Genomic DNA, 18,124 nt, shown 5'->3' on the forward strand with positions numbered 1-18,124 from the left:
GGGGGGGGGGGGGGGGGGGGGGTTTCCCTCCCCCCCCCCGGGCGGGGGGCCCCCGGGGGCCCGGGCTCGGGCGGGGGCCCTGGGGGGTTCGGCGGCGGGGCCGCGCGCGGTCAGCGCGAACTGACCGCGCGTTCGCTCAGAACTGGCCGGGCTGCTGGTACGGCTGGTGCCCCGGGTACGGCTGTCCCTGCGGCGCGAACTGCTGCCCCTGCGGCTGACCGTGGTAGCCGAAGTCGTCGGCGACCATGGCCGCCAGTTCGAGCAGCGCCCGGCGGGTGGGCTTGCTGACCAGCTCGAGGTCGATCTCGGCGCCCTCGGCCAGGTGATCGTCGAACGGGACGATCTGCACGGCGCGGGTGCGGTCGAGGAACAGCTTGCGCAGCTGGTCCAGGTCGACCGTCGAGGCGCCGCGCCGCGAGGCGTTCACGACCACGACGGTGCGCTCGACCAGCTTGGAGTAGCCGTGGTGGTCGAGCCAGTCCAGCGTCGCCGACGCACTGCGCGCGCCGTCGATCGCGGGGGAGGTGACCAGCACGAGCGAGCTCGCCATGTCGAGCACGCCCGACATCGCCGAGTGCATCAGACCGGTACCGCAGTCGGTGAGGATGATGTTGTAGAACGACTGCAGGATGCCGATGGCCTTGCGGTAATCGGCCTCGCTGAAGGCCTCAGACACGGCCGGATCCTGCTCGGAGGCAAGGACTTCCAGTCGGCTCGGCGCCTGCGAGGTGTGCGCGCGGACATCGGAGTAGCGCGTGATGTTCTGGTCCTCGAGCAGGTTGCGCACCGTCGACCGGGTCTGGCGCGGCACCCGGTGAGCCAGGGTGCCCAGGTCGGGGTTCGCGTCGATCGCGATGACGCGGTCACCACGCTGCGAGGCGAAGGTGGAGCCGAGGCCGACCGTGGTGGTGGTCTTGCCGACACCGCCCTTGAGCGAGAGGATCGCGATCCGGTAGTCGCCGCGGACCGGCTGATTGACCCGCTCGGCCAGGTCGCGGTGCACCACGTCGGCCGCGGACTCGCCCGGGTTGATCATGCCGCCGGATGCCTTGTGCACGGCGCGGCGCCACCCGCTGCGCGGCGCCTTGCGGGCCCGCTTGAGCAGGTTCAGGTCGTTGACCGAATGCCCCGGCTGTCCCGGCGCGGGCACATGCTGCGGCTGGAACGGCTGCTGGCCGGGCGCACCCTGCCACTGGCCTGGCTGCGGCGCCATCGGCTGCGGTCCGGGACCGGCCTGCGGCGGCATGCCCGGCTGACCGGGCGCCGGGCCGGGCATCCCACCCGCCATCGGCGGCTGATACATCGGCGGCGGCGGAGGCGCCCAGCTGTAGATGGCATCGGACTGCGGACCCTGCGGCTGCTGTTCCTGCGGATACTGCGCCGTCTGGTCGGCACCAGGGTACTGCGGCTGCGGCTCGGCGCCGGGGTACTGCGGCTGGCCCGGGTACGGCTGCTCGCCGGTGGCCTGCGGACCGGGATACGGCTGTTCACCGGTGGCCTGCTGGCCCGGGTAGGGCTGCTCGCCGGTGACGGGCGGACCCGGGTACGGCTGCTGCTCCGGTGCGTGCGCCAGCGGATGCGCGCCACCGCTCTGATACGGATCGGGCACCGAGCTCGGCGCGAACGGACCTGGCACGAAACCGCCGGGATGGAACACCGTTTGCTCCGCAGGCCCTGGCTGGCCGTCGGGCTCGGGGGGCAGCTGGTCGGCCGGGGTGGGCGTCGGCTCGGGAGCGGCCTCGGCGGGCTCGTTGTCCTCGTCGCCCACCGTTTGCACGCCGGCGGGACCGGACGCAGCGTCGGCCGTTTCAGCCGACGGACTCTGCAGCCATGGCGGAGAGGTCGGATTATGGTCGTTGTTGGTCACAGTTCCCCCACTTGCTCGTCGAACGAGCAGGAAGCTCGGCGCTGATGTGCCCTAAAACGCTAGCACGGGGCTACCATTCGCGCGCCGGGGGCAGCGCTCCCGCAGCCCGTCATGATCAACTATGAGCCCAGCTCAAACGGTAGATCAGCGGGGAAGCCGACCGGTCGGGCGCCGGTTGTCCACAGCTCGAGCCACCCGGAGCCGACGAAGGCCGGGCAGGCTCCGTGGAACCGACCCGGCCTTCGTCTCGGGGACTAGCGAGCGGCGGCGCGGTTCACCGCGGAGACGACCGCGCGCAGCGACGCCGTGGTGATCGAGGTGGCGATGCCGACACCCCACACCACCTTGTCGCCGATCGCGACCTCCACGTAGGCGGCGGCCTGCGCGTCGTCGCCCGCCGACATGGCGTGCTCGCTGTAGTCGAGCACCCGCACGTCGAAGCCGACCGTCGCGATGGCGTCGACGAACGCGGCGAGCGGGCCGTTGCCCGAACCGGTGATCTCCTGCTCGACGCCGTCGACCTTCACGGTCGCCACGATCGAGTCGACCCCGCCGTCGGTCTCGGCCGCGGTGACGATCTGCTTGATCCGCTCGAGCGGCAGGATCGGGTTCAGGTACTCGGTGGCGAAGACGTCCCACATCTCCTTGGGCGTCACCTCGCCGCCCTCACCGTCGGTGATCGCCTGGATCGCCTGCGAGAACTCGATCTGCAGCCGGCGCGGCAGCACCAGTCCGTGATCGGTCTTCATGATGTAGGCGACGCCGCCCTTGCCGGACTGCGAGTTCACCCGGATGACGGCCTCGTAGGTGCGGCCGACGTCCTTCGGGTCGATCGGCAGGTACGGGACCTCCCAGACGATGTCGGCCACGTCGGCGTTCTGCGCGTCGGCGGCGGCCTTCATCGCGTCCAGGCCCTTGTTGATGGCGTCTTGGTGGCTGCCGGAGAACGCGGTGTAGACCAGGTCGCCGCCGTAGGGGTGACGCTCGGCGACGGCCAGCTGGTTGCAGTACTCGACCGTGCGGCGGATCTCGTCGATGTCGGAGAAGTTGATCTGCGGGTCGATGCCGCGGGAGAACATGTTCATGCCCAGCGTCACCAGGCAGACGTTGCCGGTGCGCTCGCCGTTGCCGAACAGGCAGCCCTCGATGCGGTCGGCGCCCGCCTGGTAGCCCAGCTCGGCGGCCGCGACGGCGGTGCCGCGGTCGTTGTGCGGGTGCAGCGACAGCACGATGGCGTCGCGGCGGGCCAGGTTGCGGTGCATCCACTCGATCGAATCGGCGTACACGTTCGGCGTCGCCATCTCGACGGTCGCGGGCAGGTTGATGATCAGCGGCTTCTGCGGGGTCGGCGCGATGATCGCCGAGACGGCGTCGCAGACCTCACGGGCGTAGTCCAGCTCGGTCCCGGTGTAGGACTCCGGGCTGTACTCGTAGCGCCACTCGGTGTCGGGGTAGCGCTGCTCGATCTCCAGGCACAGCGTCGCGGCGTCGGTGGCGATCTTCTTCACCGCGTCGCGCTCGGCGCGGAACACCACGCGACGCTGCAGGATGGAGGTGGAGTTGTAGAAGTGCACGATGACGTTCGGCGCCCCGTTGCAGGCCTCGAAGGTGCGCTCGATCAGCTCGGGGCGGCACTGGGTGAGGACCTGGATGGTGACGTCGGCGGGGATCGCGCCGTCTTCGATGATCTCGCGGACGAAGTCGAAGTCGGTCTGGCTCGCGGCCGGGAACCCGACCTCGATCTCCTTGTAGCCCATCCGCACCAGCAGGTCGAACATGCGGCGCTTGCGGGCGGGGCTCATCGGGTCGATGAGCGCCTGGTTGCCGTCGCGCAGGTCGACGGCGCACCACGCGGGAGCGCGGTCGATGACCTTATCGGGCCAGGTGCGGTCGGGCAGCGTGATCGGCTCGACCTCTTCGGCGAAGGGGCGGTACCGGAACGCGGGCATCGACGAGTTCTTCTGCTGGTTCCAGGCGGGCTGGTCGGCCGGAGCGGGTTTACCGGGGGCCGTGATGGTGCGCGAAGCGGATACGAATGCGTCAGCCGAGGACATGCAAGTTTCTCCGTGGGGTGTGGTGTATTCCCGGGTGGGAGCGGGTCGACCGGCGCGTTGGAACCCCGCGACGGGAGCCGGTCCGTATCAGAACCCGTCGCGGCGGCCGAGAAGAAGTGCCCGCTGCATGATTCCCCGAGCTTACCGTGTGTGATGCGCCGCTGGTAAGCGGCCTGGCGAATCCCTCGCCCCTACCAGCCGGTACGGTTCGGGGGCGGAAACGCACGCTTGTACGGACCCCCGCGTCCGACGAGACGGCACAAAGGAATTCGAATGACCTGGTATGAGCAATTGGCCGTTCTCGTGGCCGGTGTCGCCGCGGGCGGCATCAACACGATCGTCGGCTCCGGCACCCTGATCACCTTCCCGGCGCTGCTCGCGTTCGGGCTGCCGCCGGTGACGGCGAACGTTTCCAACACGATCGGCCTCGTTCCTGGCTCGGTGAGCGGGGTGATCGGCTACCGCCGCGAACTGGAGGGACAGCGGTCGCGACTGCTGCAGCTGGGCACCGCCTCGCTGCTCGGCGGCATCACCGGCGCGATCCTGCTGCTCACCATGCCCGCCGAGGCCTTCAAGGCGATCGTGCCGGTTCTGATCATCGCCGCGCTGGTGCTGGTGGTGGTCCAGCCGCGGCTGGCGGCCTGGGTGAAGCGGCGCAGGGCCGACGGCGACGCCCCCGTGCCCACGCACGGCGGGCCGATCCTGCTGGTCGCGGTGTTCGGCACCGGCATCTACGGCGGCTACTTCGGCGCGGCGCAGGGCGTGCTCCTGCTCGGGCTGCTCGGGGTGTTCGTGCACGAGGACATCCAGCGGCTCAACGCGGTGAAGAACGTGCTCGCGCTGATCGTGAACGCGGTGTCGGCGGTGATCTTCATCGTCATCGCCGAGGTGAACTGGCAGGCCGTCGCGCTGATCGCGATCGGCTCGATCATCGGTGGTCAGCTGGGTGCCCGGGTGGGCCGGAAGCTGTCGCCGAACGTGCTGCGCGCGGTGATCGTCGTCGTCGGCACCGTCGCGGTGATCCGGTTGCTCACCACGGGCTGACCCCCGCGCGCTGCCCGCGCCGTTGTGACGACCACCAAAGGCCGCTCCGTTGAACACCATTGGTGTTTCACACGGGGTATCCTGCGCTCGGCCATGCGTGATGAGGGAGGTGGCCTGGTGCACAGACGTGCCTTCTTCAAGGCGGCGGGACTGGCGACGATCGCCGGTGCCGTGGGAACGACGCTGACGAACACGGTGGCCACGGCCGATCCGCGCGAGGCGATGTTCCGGACCTGGGTACCGGAGATCTTCGAACCCCTGCCCGACCCGCCCGCGCACACGCAGGCCATCGTCATCGGGTCCGGCTTCGGCGCCGCGGTCACCGCGCTGCGCCTGGCCGAGGCCGGGATCGTCAACACCGTGCTCGAGCGCGGTTCGCGCTGGCCCAACGATCCGTGGCGGGAGATCTTCACCGGCGACGATCTGCCCGACGGCCGCGGCTTCTGGCACCGCACCAGCTTCACCGGCGTCACCAAGGTGCCGATGAGCTTCGGCGCGTTCGGCGGCGTGCTCGACGTGACGGAGTACCCGGGCATCGACGTGTGGCGCGCGGCCGCCGTCGGCGGTGGCTCGGTGATCTTCACCGGTGCCATGGTCGCGCCGGAGCGCAGGCTCTTCGACCAGGTCTTCGGCGGTGTCGTCGACTACGGCGAGCTGGAACGGGTCTACTACCCGAAGGTGCGGCAGATGCTGCGCCTGGACACCATGCCCGCCGACATCTATCAGTCCGGGCCGTTCGCGCACTCGCGTGCCTGGGACGACCAGGTGCGCGCGGCCGGCTACCAGCCGCTGCCCAACGACTCGATCTTCACCTGGGACATCCTGCGCGGCGAACTGGCCGGGACCTCGCGCGCCTCGGCCACCGCCGCCCGCTCCAACCTGGGCAATTCCAACGGCGCCAAGTTCGACCTGAACCAGAACTACCTGCGCTACGCCAGGGACACCGGCCGGTCCCAGGTGTACCCCGGCCACCGCGTCGACAGCATCGCCCAGGACGGGGGCGGCAAGTTCGTGGTCACGGTGACGAAACTGGACCCGACCGGACAGGTCCTGGGTACCCGCACGCTCACCTGCGACAAGCTCTTCCTCGGCGCCGGTTCCGTTGGCACCTCCGAGCTGCTGGTCCGCGCCCAGGCCACCGGCGCGCTGCCCCACCTCAACGAGCACATCGGCGCCGGCTGGGGCACCAACGGTGACGTGGTGCTGGCCCGCGGCGCGAGCGGCGTGGCCGGTCAGGGCCAAGGCGTGCCGAGCGCCAGCCGCATCTTCGACGAGTCGCGCGTGCCGCTCACCCTGGAGAACTGGTACATCCCCGGCATCCCGTTCGAGACCGGTGCGCTGGCCTCGCTCGGCATGGTGCTCGATCCGACCAGGGCCCGCTTCGGCTACGACGCCGGTTCGGGCGGGGTCGGGCTGAGCTGGTCGGCGGCCGCGCAGAACGCCGTCGTCGACGCCGCGCGCGCGGTCGACCACCGGATCGCCGAACGCGCGGGCGCCCTCGCCGAGTACGGCGCGCTCGGATACGACGCGAACGCCCAGTTCACCGCGCATCCGCTCGGCGGCGCGGTGCTCGGCAAGGCCACCGACGCCTTCGGCCGCGTGCACGGGCACCCCGGCCTGTACGTGATGGACGGCGCCGCGATTCCGGGCAGCACCGCGACGGTCAACCCCTCGCTGACCATCACCGCGCTGGCCGAACGCAATATCGCCGCCATCGTGTCCGCCGGTCGCTGACACCGAACAAGATCACGCCGATCTGACCGGCGGGCGCCGGTCAGGCCGCTACCCTCGGTGCGACGACGGCGTTCGAAGGGAGCATGCACGTGGCCTCACCGGGCATCGAGCGGGTCGAGGCACTGCCGGACGTGCGCTCCAAGACGCCGTCGCTGCGCACCGATCTGCTGATGCTGGTCCTGGCGATCATCTCGGTGGTGCTGGTCGTGTGGATCACCTTCTTCCCGGTGTCGGGGCAGACCTATCACGCGATCGTGGTCGTCGACTGGACGATCTGCGGCATCTTCCTGATCGAGTTCCTGTGGCGCTGGCGGCGCGCGGGCTGGCCGTGGACCTTCCCGTTCGTCTACTGGTACGAAGTGCTCGGCATGATCCCGGTGACCAGCCCGATCTTCCGTGGTTTCCGGTTGTTCCGGATCGTGGTGATCCTGATCCGGCTCGGCCGGGTGGCCGACCGGGCGCTGGGGGAGCGGGTCACCGCGTCGATCGTGAACCGGTTCGTCGGCACCATCGTCGACGTGATCAAGCGCCCGATGACGGTCGCGATCCTCGACGAGGTCTCCAAGGTGCTGCGCGCCGGGCACTACACCAAGAACATCGCCGCGGCGCTGGAGGAGAACCACGCCGAGGTCGACCAGATGATCGTCGACCTGATCAAGAAGGACCCCGCCACCAGCAAGCTGCGCTACGTGCCCTTCCACGACGAGATCGTGCGGCTGATCTCGGCCACCGTCTACCGGATGCTGCACGAGCTGCTGGCGGACCCGCGCACCGACGAGTTGGTCGCCGACATGCTCAGGGAGAACCTGGACCAGATCAACGAGGCGGTCCGCGCCGGGATCAAGGTGCCGCCCTCGCACAAGGGGGCGACGCCCGCCGAACACGGCGTGCGCCACCACCTCGGTCAGATCAAGCGTGCCTGATCTCGTCGCGCGGCTGGGCGTAGCGCACGGTCTCGAAGACCACCAGCGCGGCGAGCACCGCGCAGAGCAGGGCGAGCGAGGCCAGCGCGGGTAGCTGGGACGCCAGCGGGGCGAGCGCGACCAGGAGCAGCGCGGTGACCACCCGCGCGATCGACACCGTCTTCACGGCGTAGTACTTCGCCACGACCACGCCGAGCAGGAACAGCGCCGGGCCGCCGTAGAGCGCGCCGAGCGGAATGCCGTAGAGCGCGTCGGTCAGCGTGTGGTGCGAGGAATCGCCCACGTAGTACAGCACTTTCTTGAGCCCGAGCGAGAGCGCGATGACGCCGGCGATCATCGGGAAGTGCCCGTAGGTGTAGCTGTTCTGGGCGATCTTGATCTGGTGCGCGCCCCTGGCGTGGGCGAAGGCGTGCTCGATCGAGATCGCGGCGACGTCGAAGTAGAGCCACCACAGCAGACCGGAGACGGCGAGGCCGAGCATCGAGCCGAGCACGATCGGCCACGACACCGGCAGGCCGGCGACACCGATACCGATCGAGACGATGGACTCGCCCAGCGCGACGATGACGATCAGCCCGTACCGCTCGGCGAAATGCTTGGCCGAGTTGATCCGCCAGTCGGTGCCTGCGACCCAGGTCCAGGCCATATCGCCGACGATCGCCGCGATCCACAGCACGATCTGGGTGAGGCCCTCGGTCATCGCCGCGATCACCAGCAGCGTGGTGCCGAAGGTGATCGAGCCCAACGCCCAGCGCAGCAACTGCCCGCGCAACTGCGGGTCCTCGGCGCTGATCACCCAGAAGATGCCGACGTGCACCAGCCGCACCACCAGGTACGCGATGGCGAACACCAGCGGACCGAACCAGCCACCCGGCATGTCGGCGAACGCCTCGGGAATGGTGAGCGCGGCGATGAACGCGCCGCCCATGGCGACGAACATCGCCACCCTGGTGATGCCCTCGTCCGCCTTGACGACATTGCCGAGCCAGGAGTAGGCGATCCACAGCCACCACATCAGCGCCAGGACCAGCCCGGCGCGCAGCAGGTTGGCCGCGGTTGGATCGTCTGCGGCCAGCGCGGTGACCATGGTGAAGGCGAACACGATCACGAGGTCGAAGAACAGTTCGAGCTGGGTCACCGTGGCGCCCTCGGACACCGTTTGGAACCGAACCCGTCGAGTACCGATCATGCGCTCATCGTCGCATCGCGCCAGCGGAAGCGCGCGGAATGAAACTAGCTGACGGCGTAGCCCTCGACCTCGGGGTACCGCTCGGCGAAGTCGATGAAGTTCGCGACGGCCTCGTCGTACTGCTTGCGCAGGGTGCGGTTGAACAGGATGCCGGGAACCGGCAGCGGGTACTTCAGCTCGACGTGCAGGTCGACCTCGGTGCCCTCCGGGGTCTCGAACAGGTCGAACGAACCGCCGCCCTTGGAACCGCGGCTGCTGTCGACGACCTCCCACGAGACCCGGTTGTGCTCCCAGGAGTATTCGAGGACCTGCGAATCGGAGTCGCCCATGAAGTGCGCGGTGACGAAGACGCGGCGCGGCCTGCGGTCGGCGTCGAGCGGACCCATCCGGACATCGCTGTAGGACGGCGACCAGTCCGCTAGGCGATCGACCGCGAGCAGGGCATCCATGACCTGGTCCACGCCGGCTTCAACGGTGAATCGGATGTCGGTCTTCGCGCGCATCTTGTCTATCCTCCGAAACCCCCGCTGTCTTTCGCGCCCGATTGTGCACAGTTGTACCAGTGATCGTCAACACGTCTATGGTCTGGACAAATGACCGTGTCAGCTGCGTATGGCCCTTTCGACGGCGGTTTCGATGAGCTCCATACTCTGTTGCTCGGTGAACAAGGTTGGCAGCGTGAGGTGTTCGACGACGAGCCAGTTCATGGCCAGGTACAGCAGGATGACCGTCGACTCGTCGCCGGGCTGGCCGGACGCCAGGTGGTTGCGGATGTTGAAGTCGAGGTCCGCGCGTACCCGTTCGGTGAGAACTTTGCGAAGTTCCGGACGCCGCGTCGCTTCCAGGCGCAATTCGAGCAATGCGAGGTAGGCGGTGCGGTGTGACTCGAGCCTGCCGACGACCTCCTTCATCAGCGCGGTGATGTTCTCGACCGTCTTGGGTCCCTGGTCGACCAGCGCCATGGTCTCGGCGGTCGGCTCGATCACCTCGTAGAAGCGGGTGCCCGCCTGGGTGAGCATGTCGTCGCGGTTGGCGAAGTAGTTGGAGGCGGTGCCGAGGGGCACGCCTGCCTTCTTGTCGACGGCGCGGAAGGTGAGGCCGCGCGCGCCGTCGTCGGCGAGGACCTCGATGGCCGCGTCGAGCAGGGCTTGTCGTCGTTCGGGATTAGTTCGCACTTGACACCACTCCGTCTGTAGTACTACGGTTCAAATCACTACGAACAGAGTACAACAACTGAGGCGGTACCCCATGCGAAAGCTTGTCTACTACATCGGCGTCTCCCTCGACGGCTACATCGCGGGTCCCGGCGGGGAGGTCGACTTCTATCCGACGCCGCCGGAGTACGTGGAGTGGATGATGGAGGAGTTCCCCGACTCCATCCCCACCCACCTGCGTGCCCACTTCGGCATGGATCCGGCACTGCCTGCCCAGCGCTGGGACACCGTACTGATGGGGCGCGGCACCTATGTCCTGCCGGATGAGCACATCGAGAGCCCGTTCTCGCATCTGAAGCAGTACGTCGTGTCGTCCTCGCTCGCGCAGAGCGAGCATCCCGGCGTCGAGATCTTCTCGGGTGACCCCGTCGACCTGGTGCGCGAGCTCAAGGGGGAGCGGGAAGGGGCCGATATCTGGCTCTGCGGCGGCGGGAACCTGGCCGGTCAGCTCATCGACGAGATCGACGAGATGGTCGTCAAGAGCTATCCCGTGATCGCGGGCAGCGGCGTACCGGCGTTCCACGGCGTCTTCAAACCGACAAACTTCCGCCCCGTGCGACGCAAGGAATTCGGCAACGGCGCGCAGGTCACCTGGTTCGAACGGGCGTGAAACCCGTGGTCATCCACAGGTGACAAGCCTGTGTCGTTTTCCACAGGCTGGGGAGGTAGCGGGGAAACCGGTGGACTCGGGCCGGTACTCTTGGTCGCTGATACCAAGCCTGATCGTCGATTGTGAAGGACCTAGCCGTGGCTCTCGTTGTTCAGAAGTACGGAGGATCCTCGGTGGCCACCGCCGAGCGGATCCGGCGCGTCGCTGAACGGATCGTGGAGACCAAGAAGCAGGGCCACGACGTCGTCGTGGTCTGCTCGGCCATGGGTGACACGACCGACGAACTGCTCGACCTCGCCGAGCAGGTGGCCCCCGCGCCGCCCGCTCGCGAGATGGACATGCTGCTCACCTCCGGCGAGCGCATCTCGAACGCGTTGGTGGCCATGGCGATTCATTCGCTCGGTGCCGAGGCGCGCTCGTTCACCGGCTCGCAGGCCGGCGTGATCACCACCGGCGCGCACGGCAACGCCAAGATCATCGACGTCACCCCGGGCCGCCTCAAGGAGGCGCTCGACGAGGGCCAGATCGTGCTCGTCGCCGGGTTCCAGGGCGTCAGCCAGGACAGCAAGGACGTCACCACGCTGGGCCGCGGTGGTTCCGACACCACCGCCGTCGCCCTGGCCGCCGCGCTGAAGGCCGACGTCTGCGAGATCTACACCGACGTCGACGGCATCTTCAGCGCCGACCCGCGCATCGTCGGCGACGCCCAGAAGCTCGACAAGATCTCCTACGAGGAGATGCTCGAGATGGCGGCCTGTGGCTCGAAGGTGCTGATGCTGCGCTGTGTGGAGTACGCGCGCCGCTACAACGTTCCGGTTCATGTTCGGTCGTCCTACACCGACAAGATCGGCACCACTGTTTTCGGATCGATGGAGGACATTCCCGTGGAGCAGGCAATCCTGACCGGCGTCGCGCACGACCGCAGCGAGGCCAAGGTGACCGTCGTCGCCCTGCCGGACGAGCCGGGCTACGCGGCCAAGGTGTTCCGTGCGGTGGCCGACGCCGAGATCAACATCGACATGGTGCTGCAGAACATCTCCAAGGTCGACACGGGCAAGACCGACATCACCTTCACCCTGCCCAAGACCGACGGCGCCCGCGCGGTCGAGATGCTCACCAAGCGGCAGGACGAGATCGGCTTCGCGCAGGTCCTCTACGACGACCACATCGGCAAGGTCTCCCTCGTCGGCGCGGGCATGAAGTCGCACCCGGGCGTCACCGCCACCTTCTGCGAGGCGCTGGCCAACGCGGGCGTGAACATCGATCTGATCTCCACCTCGGAGATCCGGATCTCGGTGCTCGTGCGCGACACCGAACTCGACGAGGCCGTGCAGGTCCTGCACCAGGCCTTCGATCTCGGCGGCGAAGAGGCCGCCGTCGTCCACGGCGGAACGGGGCGTTGAACATGGGTGTACGGGTAGGCGTCGTCGGCGCGACCGGTCAGGTCGGCGCTGTCATGCGGAAACTGCTGGAAGAGCGCAACTTCCCGGCCGACGAGGTGCGTTTCTTCGCGTCCGCGCGCTCGGCGGGCAAGAAGCTGCCGTGGCGCGGCGGCGAGATCGTCGTCGAGGACACCGAGACCGCCGATCCGTCGGGTCTGGACATCGCGCTGTTCTCGGCCGGCGCCACGATGTCGCGCGTGCAGGCCCCGCGCTTCGCCGCGGCGGGCGTGACCGTCATCGACAACTCCTCGGCGTGGCGCAAGGATCCCGATGTGCCGCTGGTCGTCTCGGAGGTCAACCCCGAGGCCACCCGCAATCTGCCCAAGGGCATCATCGCGAACCCCAACTGCACCACCATGGCCGCGATGCCGGTGCTCAAGCCGCTGCACGACGTGGCAGGCCTGCAGCGCCTGATCGTGTCGTCGTACCAGGCCGTCTCCGGCTCGGGTCTGGCCGGCGTCGAGGAGCTCGCCACGCAGATCCGCGCGGTGGCCGACGACGCCGAGAAGCTGGTGCACGACGGTTCGGCCGTGGAGTTCCCCGCGCCGAACAAGTACGTCGCCCCGATCGCGTTCGACGTGATCCCGCTCGCGGGTTCGCTGGTCGACGACGGCTCCGGCGAGACCGACGAGGACCAGAAGCTGCGCAACGAGAGCCGCAAGATTCTCGGCCTGCCCGACCTGCTGGTCAGCGGCACCTGCGTGCGCGTGCCGGTGTTCACCGGACACTCCCTGTCGATCAACGCCGAGTTCGCCGAACCGCTTTCGGTGCAGCGGGCCACGGAACTGCTGGCCAAGGCGCCCGGCGTGCGCCTGGTCGACGTGCCGACCCCGCTGGCCGCCGCCGGCCAGGACGACTCCCTGGTCGGTCGCATCCGCCAGGATCCCGGCGTCCCGAGCGGTCGCGGCCTCGCCCTGTTCATCTCGGGCGACAACCTGCGTAAGGGCGCCGCGCTCAACACCATTCAGATCGCGGAAGTACTGCTCAACAACCGCTGAGCATCGTCTGTGCCTCCCTCGAGCCGTGCGGGAATTCGAACCGATCTCAGCTCGGGGCGTAGGCGCGCAGAAAAGTATCGGTCGCGGCTTCCGCGATGGTGCGCAGTTCGGCAGCCGGAATCCGGCGTGCGCCCAGGTGTGATCGGGTTTCCACGGGGGCAGTGAGCAGCGCGAGGTACTGCTCGGCGGCCAATTCCGGATCGGATGGCCGCAACCGCCCGGCCAGCGTCAGCCGTGCCAGCCGATCGGCGAGCGCCTCGCGCAGCCGAGTCGAGTTGCGCTGCTGGACTTCGGCTGCCAGGTCGGCGAAGTCCTCCTCGGCCTGCGCGTAGGCGAGCCGGTGCAGGGACTGGCCACGTTCACTCGAACACGCCTGGAGCAGCCGGTACGCCGAGTCGACGAACACCGGCCGCGGATCGTCTCCGATGTCCCGCAGAGTGTGCACGGCGGCAAGGGTTTCGGAGCTCACCGCGTCGGCCGTCGCCAGCAGCGCTTCCCGGTACAGCGTGCCCTTGTCGGTGAGGTGGTTGTACACCGTCGGTTTCGCCACCCCTGCCGCATCGGCGATCTCCTGCACGCAGGTCTGCGCATATCCGCGCCGCGCGAAGACGTCGAACGCGACCGCCAGAATCTGCTGCCGCTTGTCGATGCGCCCCCGTGCCGTTGCTGCTGCCACCCTCGCAGCCTAGCCTGGTGACACCACATCGGTTACTCGTAGATCTAATCGTGTGTACTGTTAAGTGTTCATAATCATGAACCAGCGGGTTCAATCAGGAGGATTGATGATCGTTCATGTGCTGCGTTTCCGGTTCCGCGACGAGACCACCGAGGAGCAACGCGCCGAGGTGCTGGCCACGATGCAGCGCACCGCGGGCGTCGAATCGGTGCGCTTCGCGACCGTCGGGCAGAACCTGGGAGACCCGTCCGAAGGCTTCACGCACGCCTACTGCGTCGGTATCGAGGACCTGGACGCGCTCGAGCGCTATATGCATGATCCGGTGCACCTCGCGGGTGACCCCCTTATCGCCCCGCACTTCGCGAAGCTGGCCATCGGCCCCGACCTGTCCGACGATATGGATCCCGACCTGGGCGCCAAGATCCTGGCGATGCATCAGCGCAAGTCCGAGATGTACCCCGAGTGGGCCGAATTGATGGCCACCATCCCCGAGGTGCGCATCGCCTGAACCCGCGCGACGGCGCGGTTGTGCTGTTCCGCGACTACCTCGACCCGACGCCCCTGGCCGCCGCGGCCCGTGCCGGTCACGGCTCGGTAAACGGTTAGCCGGGGCCGGGGGCTGCTGTTAGTTTTGCCGGATGGCGCAACCGCATCCGCACGTATTCCTCGGTGACAAGCTCGTTCCCGCTGCTCAGGCGACCGTCGGCATCGCCACCTCGGCGGTGCTCTACGGGCTCAGTGTCTACACGGTGTTCCCCGTGCGGGTGGCGGACGGGGCACGCAGCGCCTTCCGGCTGGCCGACCATTTCCGGCGGCTCGAGGAGTCCTGCAAGATCATCGGGATCGACCGGTTCACCCAGGAGTGGGACTACGCGCGCTTCCAGGCGACGGTCGTCGATCTCGTCGAGGCGAACGATCCCGCCGAGGACGTCTTCGTGCGCGTGAGTGTGCATGTGGTGGAGTCGATTCCGGGCACCCGGGTCCGCGGGTGCGCGATCGAGGTGAGCATGTTCGTCTACGACGCGGTGCCGATCGTGCCGCAGGACGGCATGCGGCTGAAGTCGAGCCCGTGGCGCCGGATCCCCGACAACGCCATTCCCTCGCGCGCGAAAGTCAACGGCGCCTATGTGAATTCGGTGCTGGCCAAGCAGGACGCCATCGACAGCGGCTACGACGACTGCATCTTCCTCGATGCCAACGGCCACGTCTGTGAACTGTCAGCGGCCAACATCTTCCTGGTTCGCGGCGGCACCCTGATCACCCCCGATGTCTCCTGCGACATCCTCGACGGCATCAACCGGCGCACCGTGCTCACCCTCGCCCGCGAGGAGGGCATTCCGGTGCAGGAGCGCACCGTCGATCTGACCGAGCTCTACATCGCCGACGAGGTGTTCGTCACCGGCACCTCGGCCGGGGCGGCGCCGGTGTTCGAAGTCGACGGCCGCACGGTCGGCGCCGGTGTCGTCGGCCCGGTCACCACCACCCTGCGCAAACGGCACGCCGACGCCCTGCGCGGCGACACCGACCACGGCTGGACGACCCCGCTGACCTAGCGGATGCCAGGGGTGCGCGGATCGTCGCCGAGGCAAACCAGGATCGCGCACCCCGGCGGAATGCTGGCGAACGGCGCGGCCAGCGGCTGGTTCAGGCAGTCGAACACCGTGCAGCCCGGGTACGCGCCCGGTCCGATGCCGAACACGGCGAGCAGGATGTTGCTGTCGACCAGCGTGGCCGGATCGAACTGCACCGGCGGCTCCACGTACGGCTGCGCGACCGGCGCCTTCGTATCGGTGAACGCCTCGAACAGCCTGCGGAAGAACTCGTGCGGCAGCTCCTCGGTGTGCGCGATCACCCCGCTCGGCCCGTATTTCGTCTCGTTGCCGAAGGCGCCGGTCCACATGACCATCAGGTCCAGGCTCGGCATGAACCACACGTTCTGCAGGCCGAGGCCGGACATGAAGAAGGTGTCGGCCGGCAGGAAATCCGGTGACTCGGCGCAGTTCTCGCCGATCCAGAACAGGTAGCCGTAGCAGCTGTTCTGTGGTGAGGGGGTGCGGGCCTTGCGCAGGTAGTCGGCCGAAATCAGCTGCCGGCCCGCCCACTCGCCCTCGTTGGCGACCAGCAGGCCGATCTTGGACAGGTTGTCCGGCGGCATCATCAGGTGGGCGTAGCCGTAGGTGTGGCCGGAGCGATCGCGCGCCCAGTAGTAGTCGGTGTTCGCGATGCCGAGCGGATCGAACAGCTCGCGCTGCGCGAACTGTTGCAGCGGTTCACCGACGGCCAGTTCGATCACGTACGACAACAGGTCGACATTGCGCTGGCTGTAACTGAATTCGGTGCCTGGTGGGTTGGCCAGCTCGACCGCCAGTGCCTGCACCGCGCTGTTCGGGTCGACCGGGATCACTGCGGTGATCCCCTCGGTGAGCACGCCGGTCTTCATGCCGGAGGTCTCGGTGAGCAGGTTCTCCACCGTGATCGCGCGGTGCTTCGCGTCGCCGAGACCGGCGGGCAGGTAGCGGTCGATCGGGGCGTCGATCGCGAGTTTGCCCTGGTCGGAGGCGATTCCGGCAAGCATCGACACCACGGATTTGGTGACGCTCCAGATGTTCCAGGCCACCTTGCCGGTCTCGTCGTTGCGCAGGCCCTCGCCGACCAGGCAGTTGTGCCGGAACACCTGCACGTTGTTGCGGTTGCGGGTGGCCGCGAACTGCAGTGCCGCTTCGAGTTTCGCGGGGTCGAGGCCGACCTGTTCGGGGCGGGCGCGTTCGAGTTCGCGCTCGGAGGTCACTTCGCAGCTCTTCGAGGTGATCGGCGCGGCCTGCGCGGGTGCACCGAAGAGGCACCCCGAAACCAGTGCCGCCGCGAACGTCCCCGTGAGAAATCCCCTGATCAGCCCCATACGGGCGAGACTAGACGGCGTTTTCGTCCGTAACCCGTAAAGCGGGGCCGCGCGATCCCCTGACCGTCGGTATGTTCACACACCCGTAAAACCCCGAAGGCGGTACACCGCCGCGCCGCAGGCCAGCACGGCTAGTCCGGCGAGTACCGAAGCGAGCGGCAGCGCGAACGCCACGACCACACAGCCGAGCGCGCCGACCACCGGCACCCAGCGCGCCGGCCTGCCCTCGGCGGTGGTGAGCGTGGCCGCCGACAGGTTCGCGACCAGGTAGTACCCGAGTACCGCGAACGAGGAGAAACCGATCGCGGTCCGCAGGTCGACGCTCGCCGCGAGCACCGCGACGACGGCACCGACCGCGAGTTCGGCGCGGTGCGGCACCGCGTAGCGCGGATGCACCGCGGCCAGGGCACGCGGTAGGTGACCGTCGCGCGCCATGGCCAGCGTCGTCCGGGAGACGCCGAGGATCAGCGCCATCAGCGATCCGGCGGCGGCGAGCACCGCACCCGCCCGGACCGCCGGCGCCAGCCAGCCCACGCCCGCGGCGGTGACGACCTGCGCGAGGGGATCGTGCGCGGCGGCGAGTCCGCCGGAACCCAGCGTCAGCAGCGCGGCGACCGCGACCAGCGCGTACACCGTCAGCGCGCCCGCCAGCGCGAGCATGATCGCGCGCGGAATCGTGCGCTCCGGATCGCGCACCTCCTCGCCGAGCGTGGCTATCCGCGCGTATCCCGCGAACGCGAAGAACAGCAGTCCCGCCGCCTGCAGCACCCCGTAGGGCCCGACCTCGTCGTCGAGCGCGGAGGCCGCCGAATGATCCCCACCCATCCCCACGACGACCACCGCGGCCAGCACCGTCAATACCAGTGCCACGATCACCCGCGTCGCCAGCGCCGACTTCTGCACCCCCACATAGTTGATCGCGGTCACCAGCAACACGGCGATCACCGCCACTGCGTGCGCGTGCTCCGGCCAGGCGTAACTGCCCACGGTCAACGCCATCGCCGCACACGACGCCGTCTTCCCGACCACGAACCCCCACCCGGCCAGATATCCCCAGAACTCCCCGAGCCGCTCCCGCCCGTACACATACGTCCCACCCGACACCGGATACAGCGCCGCCAACCGCGCCGACGACATCGCGTTGCAGTAGGCCACCACCGCCGCCACCCCGAGCGCCACCAGCAACCACGACCCGGCCACGCCCGCCGCTGGCCCCAATGCCGCGAACACTCCGGCCCCCACCATCGCCCCGAGCCCGATCACCACCGAATCCCGCAGGCCCAAATCACGTCGCAACGGCGCGTCAGCTCCCATGCGTTCATCCTCGAGCATGAACGGGTTCGCCGCCTCCCGACACGAAGAACGCCGCCAGGTCGATGAGGGAGACCTGGCGGCGTTTCGAGTCGAAGGGCCGCCGCGTGGGCGGCCCGTCAGGGGTGTCGACGCCCCACAAGCGCCTCTCGGCGAGTGGTCG

The 18,124-nt window shown here is 68.5% G+C and carries 16 protein-coding genes; 8 read left to right on the plus strand and 8 right to left on the minus strand.

The window, feature by feature from the left end; all coding sequences use genetic code 11:
* Positions 1-136 precede the first annotated feature (136 nt).
* Both QH270_RS19075 and leuA read right to left on the minus strand, forming a co-directional pair.
* Positions 137-1,777, minus strand: coding sequence for an AAA family ATPase (locus tag QH270_RS19075; protein ID WP_280344229.1), 1,641 nt, complete (start codon positions 1,775-1,777; stop codon positions 137-139).
* A gap of 344 nt (positions 1,778-2,121) precedes the next feature.
* Positions 2,122-3,921 carry a 2-isopropylmalate synthase gene (leuA, locus tag QH270_RS19080; protein ID WP_280344232.1) on the minus strand — a complete coding sequence of 600 codons (1,800 nt, stop codon included), beginning with the start codon at positions 3,919-3,921 and terminating at the stop codon, positions 2,122-2,124.
* A 273-nt stretch (positions 3,922-4,194) separates the two neighbouring features.
* Between leuA and QH270_RS19085 the strand changes: the two genes are divergently transcribed.
* The 3 genes from QH270_RS19085 to QH270_RS19095 all read left to right on the plus strand — a co-directional run bounded on the left by QH270_RS19085 (position 4,195) and on the right by QH270_RS19095 (position 7,622).
* Positions 4,195-4,965 (plus strand): sulfite exporter TauE/SafE family protein, encoded by a 771-nt coding sequence (locus QH270_RS19085; protein WP_280344234.1) that lies wholly within the window; start codon positions 4,195-4,197, stop codon positions 4,963-4,965.
* 117 nt (positions 4,966-5,082) lie between these two features.
* Positions 5,083-6,699 carry a GMC oxidoreductase gene (locus QH270_RS19090; RefSeq protein WP_280344237.1) on the plus strand — a complete coding sequence of 539 codons (1,617 nt, stop codon included), beginning with the start codon at positions 5,083-5,085 and terminating at the stop codon, positions 6,697-6,699.
* Between the two features lie 83 nt (positions 6,700-6,782).
* Positions 6,783-7,622 (plus strand): ion transporter, encoded by an 840-nt coding sequence (locus QH270_RS19095; RefSeq protein ID WP_432420381.1) that lies wholly within the window; start codon positions 6,783-6,785, stop codon positions 7,620-7,622.
* Here the strand turns inward: QH270_RS19095 and QH270_RS19100 are convergent.
* The 3 genes from QH270_RS19100 to QH270_RS19110 all read right to left on the minus strand — a co-directional run bounded on the left by QH270_RS19100 (position 7,609) and on the right by QH270_RS19110 (position 9,986).
* Positions 7,609-8,811, minus strand: a complete 1,203-nt coding sequence (locus QH270_RS19100) for a low temperature requirement protein A (RefSeq protein ID WP_280344241.1) — start codon at positions 8,809-8,811, stop codon at positions 7,609-7,611. The two genes, QH270_RS19095 and QH270_RS19100, sit on opposite strands and share 14 nt — an antisense overlap.
* A 44-nt stretch (positions 8,812-8,855) precedes the next feature.
* Positions 8,856-9,314, minus strand: coding sequence for an SRPBCC family protein (locus QH270_RS19105; RefSeq protein WP_280344244.1), 459 nt, complete (start codon positions 9,312-9,314; stop codon positions 8,856-8,858).
* Positions 9,315-9,413: 99 nt separating this feature from the next.
* Positions 9,414-9,986, minus strand: coding sequence for a TetR/AcrR family transcriptional regulator (locus QH270_RS19110; protein ID WP_280344248.1), 573 nt, complete (start codon positions 9,984-9,986; stop codon positions 9,414-9,416).
* A 73-nt stretch (positions 9,987-10,059) separates the two neighbouring features.
* Here QH270_RS19110 and QH270_RS19115 point away from each other — a divergent pair, with 73 nt between their 5' ends.
* From QH270_RS19115 to QH270_RS19125, 3 genes are all read left to right on the plus strand, one after another.
* A complete protein-coding gene (locus tag QH270_RS19115; protein ID WP_280344251.1) occupies positions 10,060-10,635 on the plus strand; it encodes a dihydrofolate reductase family protein in 576 nt (191 codons plus the stop codon).
* A 137-nt stretch (positions 10,636-10,772) separates the two neighbouring features.
* Positions 10,773-12,038 (plus strand): aspartate kinase, encoded by a 1,266-nt coding sequence (locus tag QH270_RS19120; RefSeq protein ID WP_280344256.1) that lies wholly within the window; start codon positions 10,773-10,775, stop codon positions 12,036-12,038.
* Between the two features lie 2 nt (positions 12,039-12,040).
* Positions 12,041-13,075 carry an aspartate-semialdehyde dehydrogenase gene (locus tag QH270_RS19125; RefSeq protein WP_280344259.1) on the plus strand — a complete coding sequence of 345 codons (1,035 nt, stop codon included), beginning with the start codon at positions 12,041-12,043 and terminating at the stop codon, positions 13,073-13,075.
* A gap of 46 nt (positions 13,076-13,121) precedes the next feature.
* Here the strand turns inward: QH270_RS19125 and QH270_RS19130 are convergent, their stop codons facing one another.
* Complete coding sequence (locus tag QH270_RS19130) at positions 13,122-13,751, minus strand: TetR/AcrR family transcriptional regulator (RefSeq protein WP_280344262.1); 630 nt, start codon at positions 13,749-13,751, stop codon at positions 13,122-13,124.
* 106 nt (positions 13,752-13,857) lie between these two features.
* On the opposite strand from QH270_RS19130, the gene QH270_RS19135 reads away from it, so the two are divergent.
* Together QH270_RS19135 and QH270_RS19140 are read left to right on the plus strand one after the other, a co-directional pair.
* On the plus strand, positions 13,858-14,259 hold the full coding sequence (locus QH270_RS19135; protein ID WP_280344264.1) for a Dabb family protein: 402 nt from the start codon (positions 13,858-13,860) through the stop codon (positions 14,257-14,259).
* A gap of 130 nt (positions 14,260-14,389) precedes the next feature.
* The gene (locus tag QH270_RS19140) at positions 14,390-15,304 is read left to right on the plus strand and encodes an aminotransferase class IV (protein ID WP_280344266.1); all 915 of its coding nucleotides are present in this window, start codon (positions 14,390-14,392) and stop codon (positions 15,302-15,304) included.
* Here QH270_RS19140 and QH270_RS19145 read toward each other — a convergent pair.
* Both QH270_RS19145 and QH270_RS19150 read right to left on the minus strand, forming a co-directional pair.
* Entirely contained in the window at positions 15,301-16,650 is a 1,350-nt protein-coding gene (locus QH270_RS19145) for a serine hydrolase domain-containing protein (RefSeq protein ID WP_280344272.1), read from the minus strand. The genes QH270_RS19140 and QH270_RS19145 overlap by 4 nt on opposite strands.
* A 75-nt stretch (positions 16,651-16,725) precedes the next feature.
* A complete protein-coding gene (locus QH270_RS19150) occupies positions 16,726-17,964 on the minus strand; it encodes an APC family permease (RefSeq protein WP_280344274.1) in 1,239 nt (412 codons plus the stop codon).
* Between the last annotated feature and the right edge of the window lie 160 nt (positions 17,965-18,124).

The organism is Nocardia neocaledoniensis, from assembly GCF_029868625.1.
Taxonomy (GTDB): domain Bacteria; phylum Actinomycetota; class Actinomycetes; order Mycobacteriales; family Mycobacteriaceae; genus Nocardia; species Nocardia neocaledoniensis_A.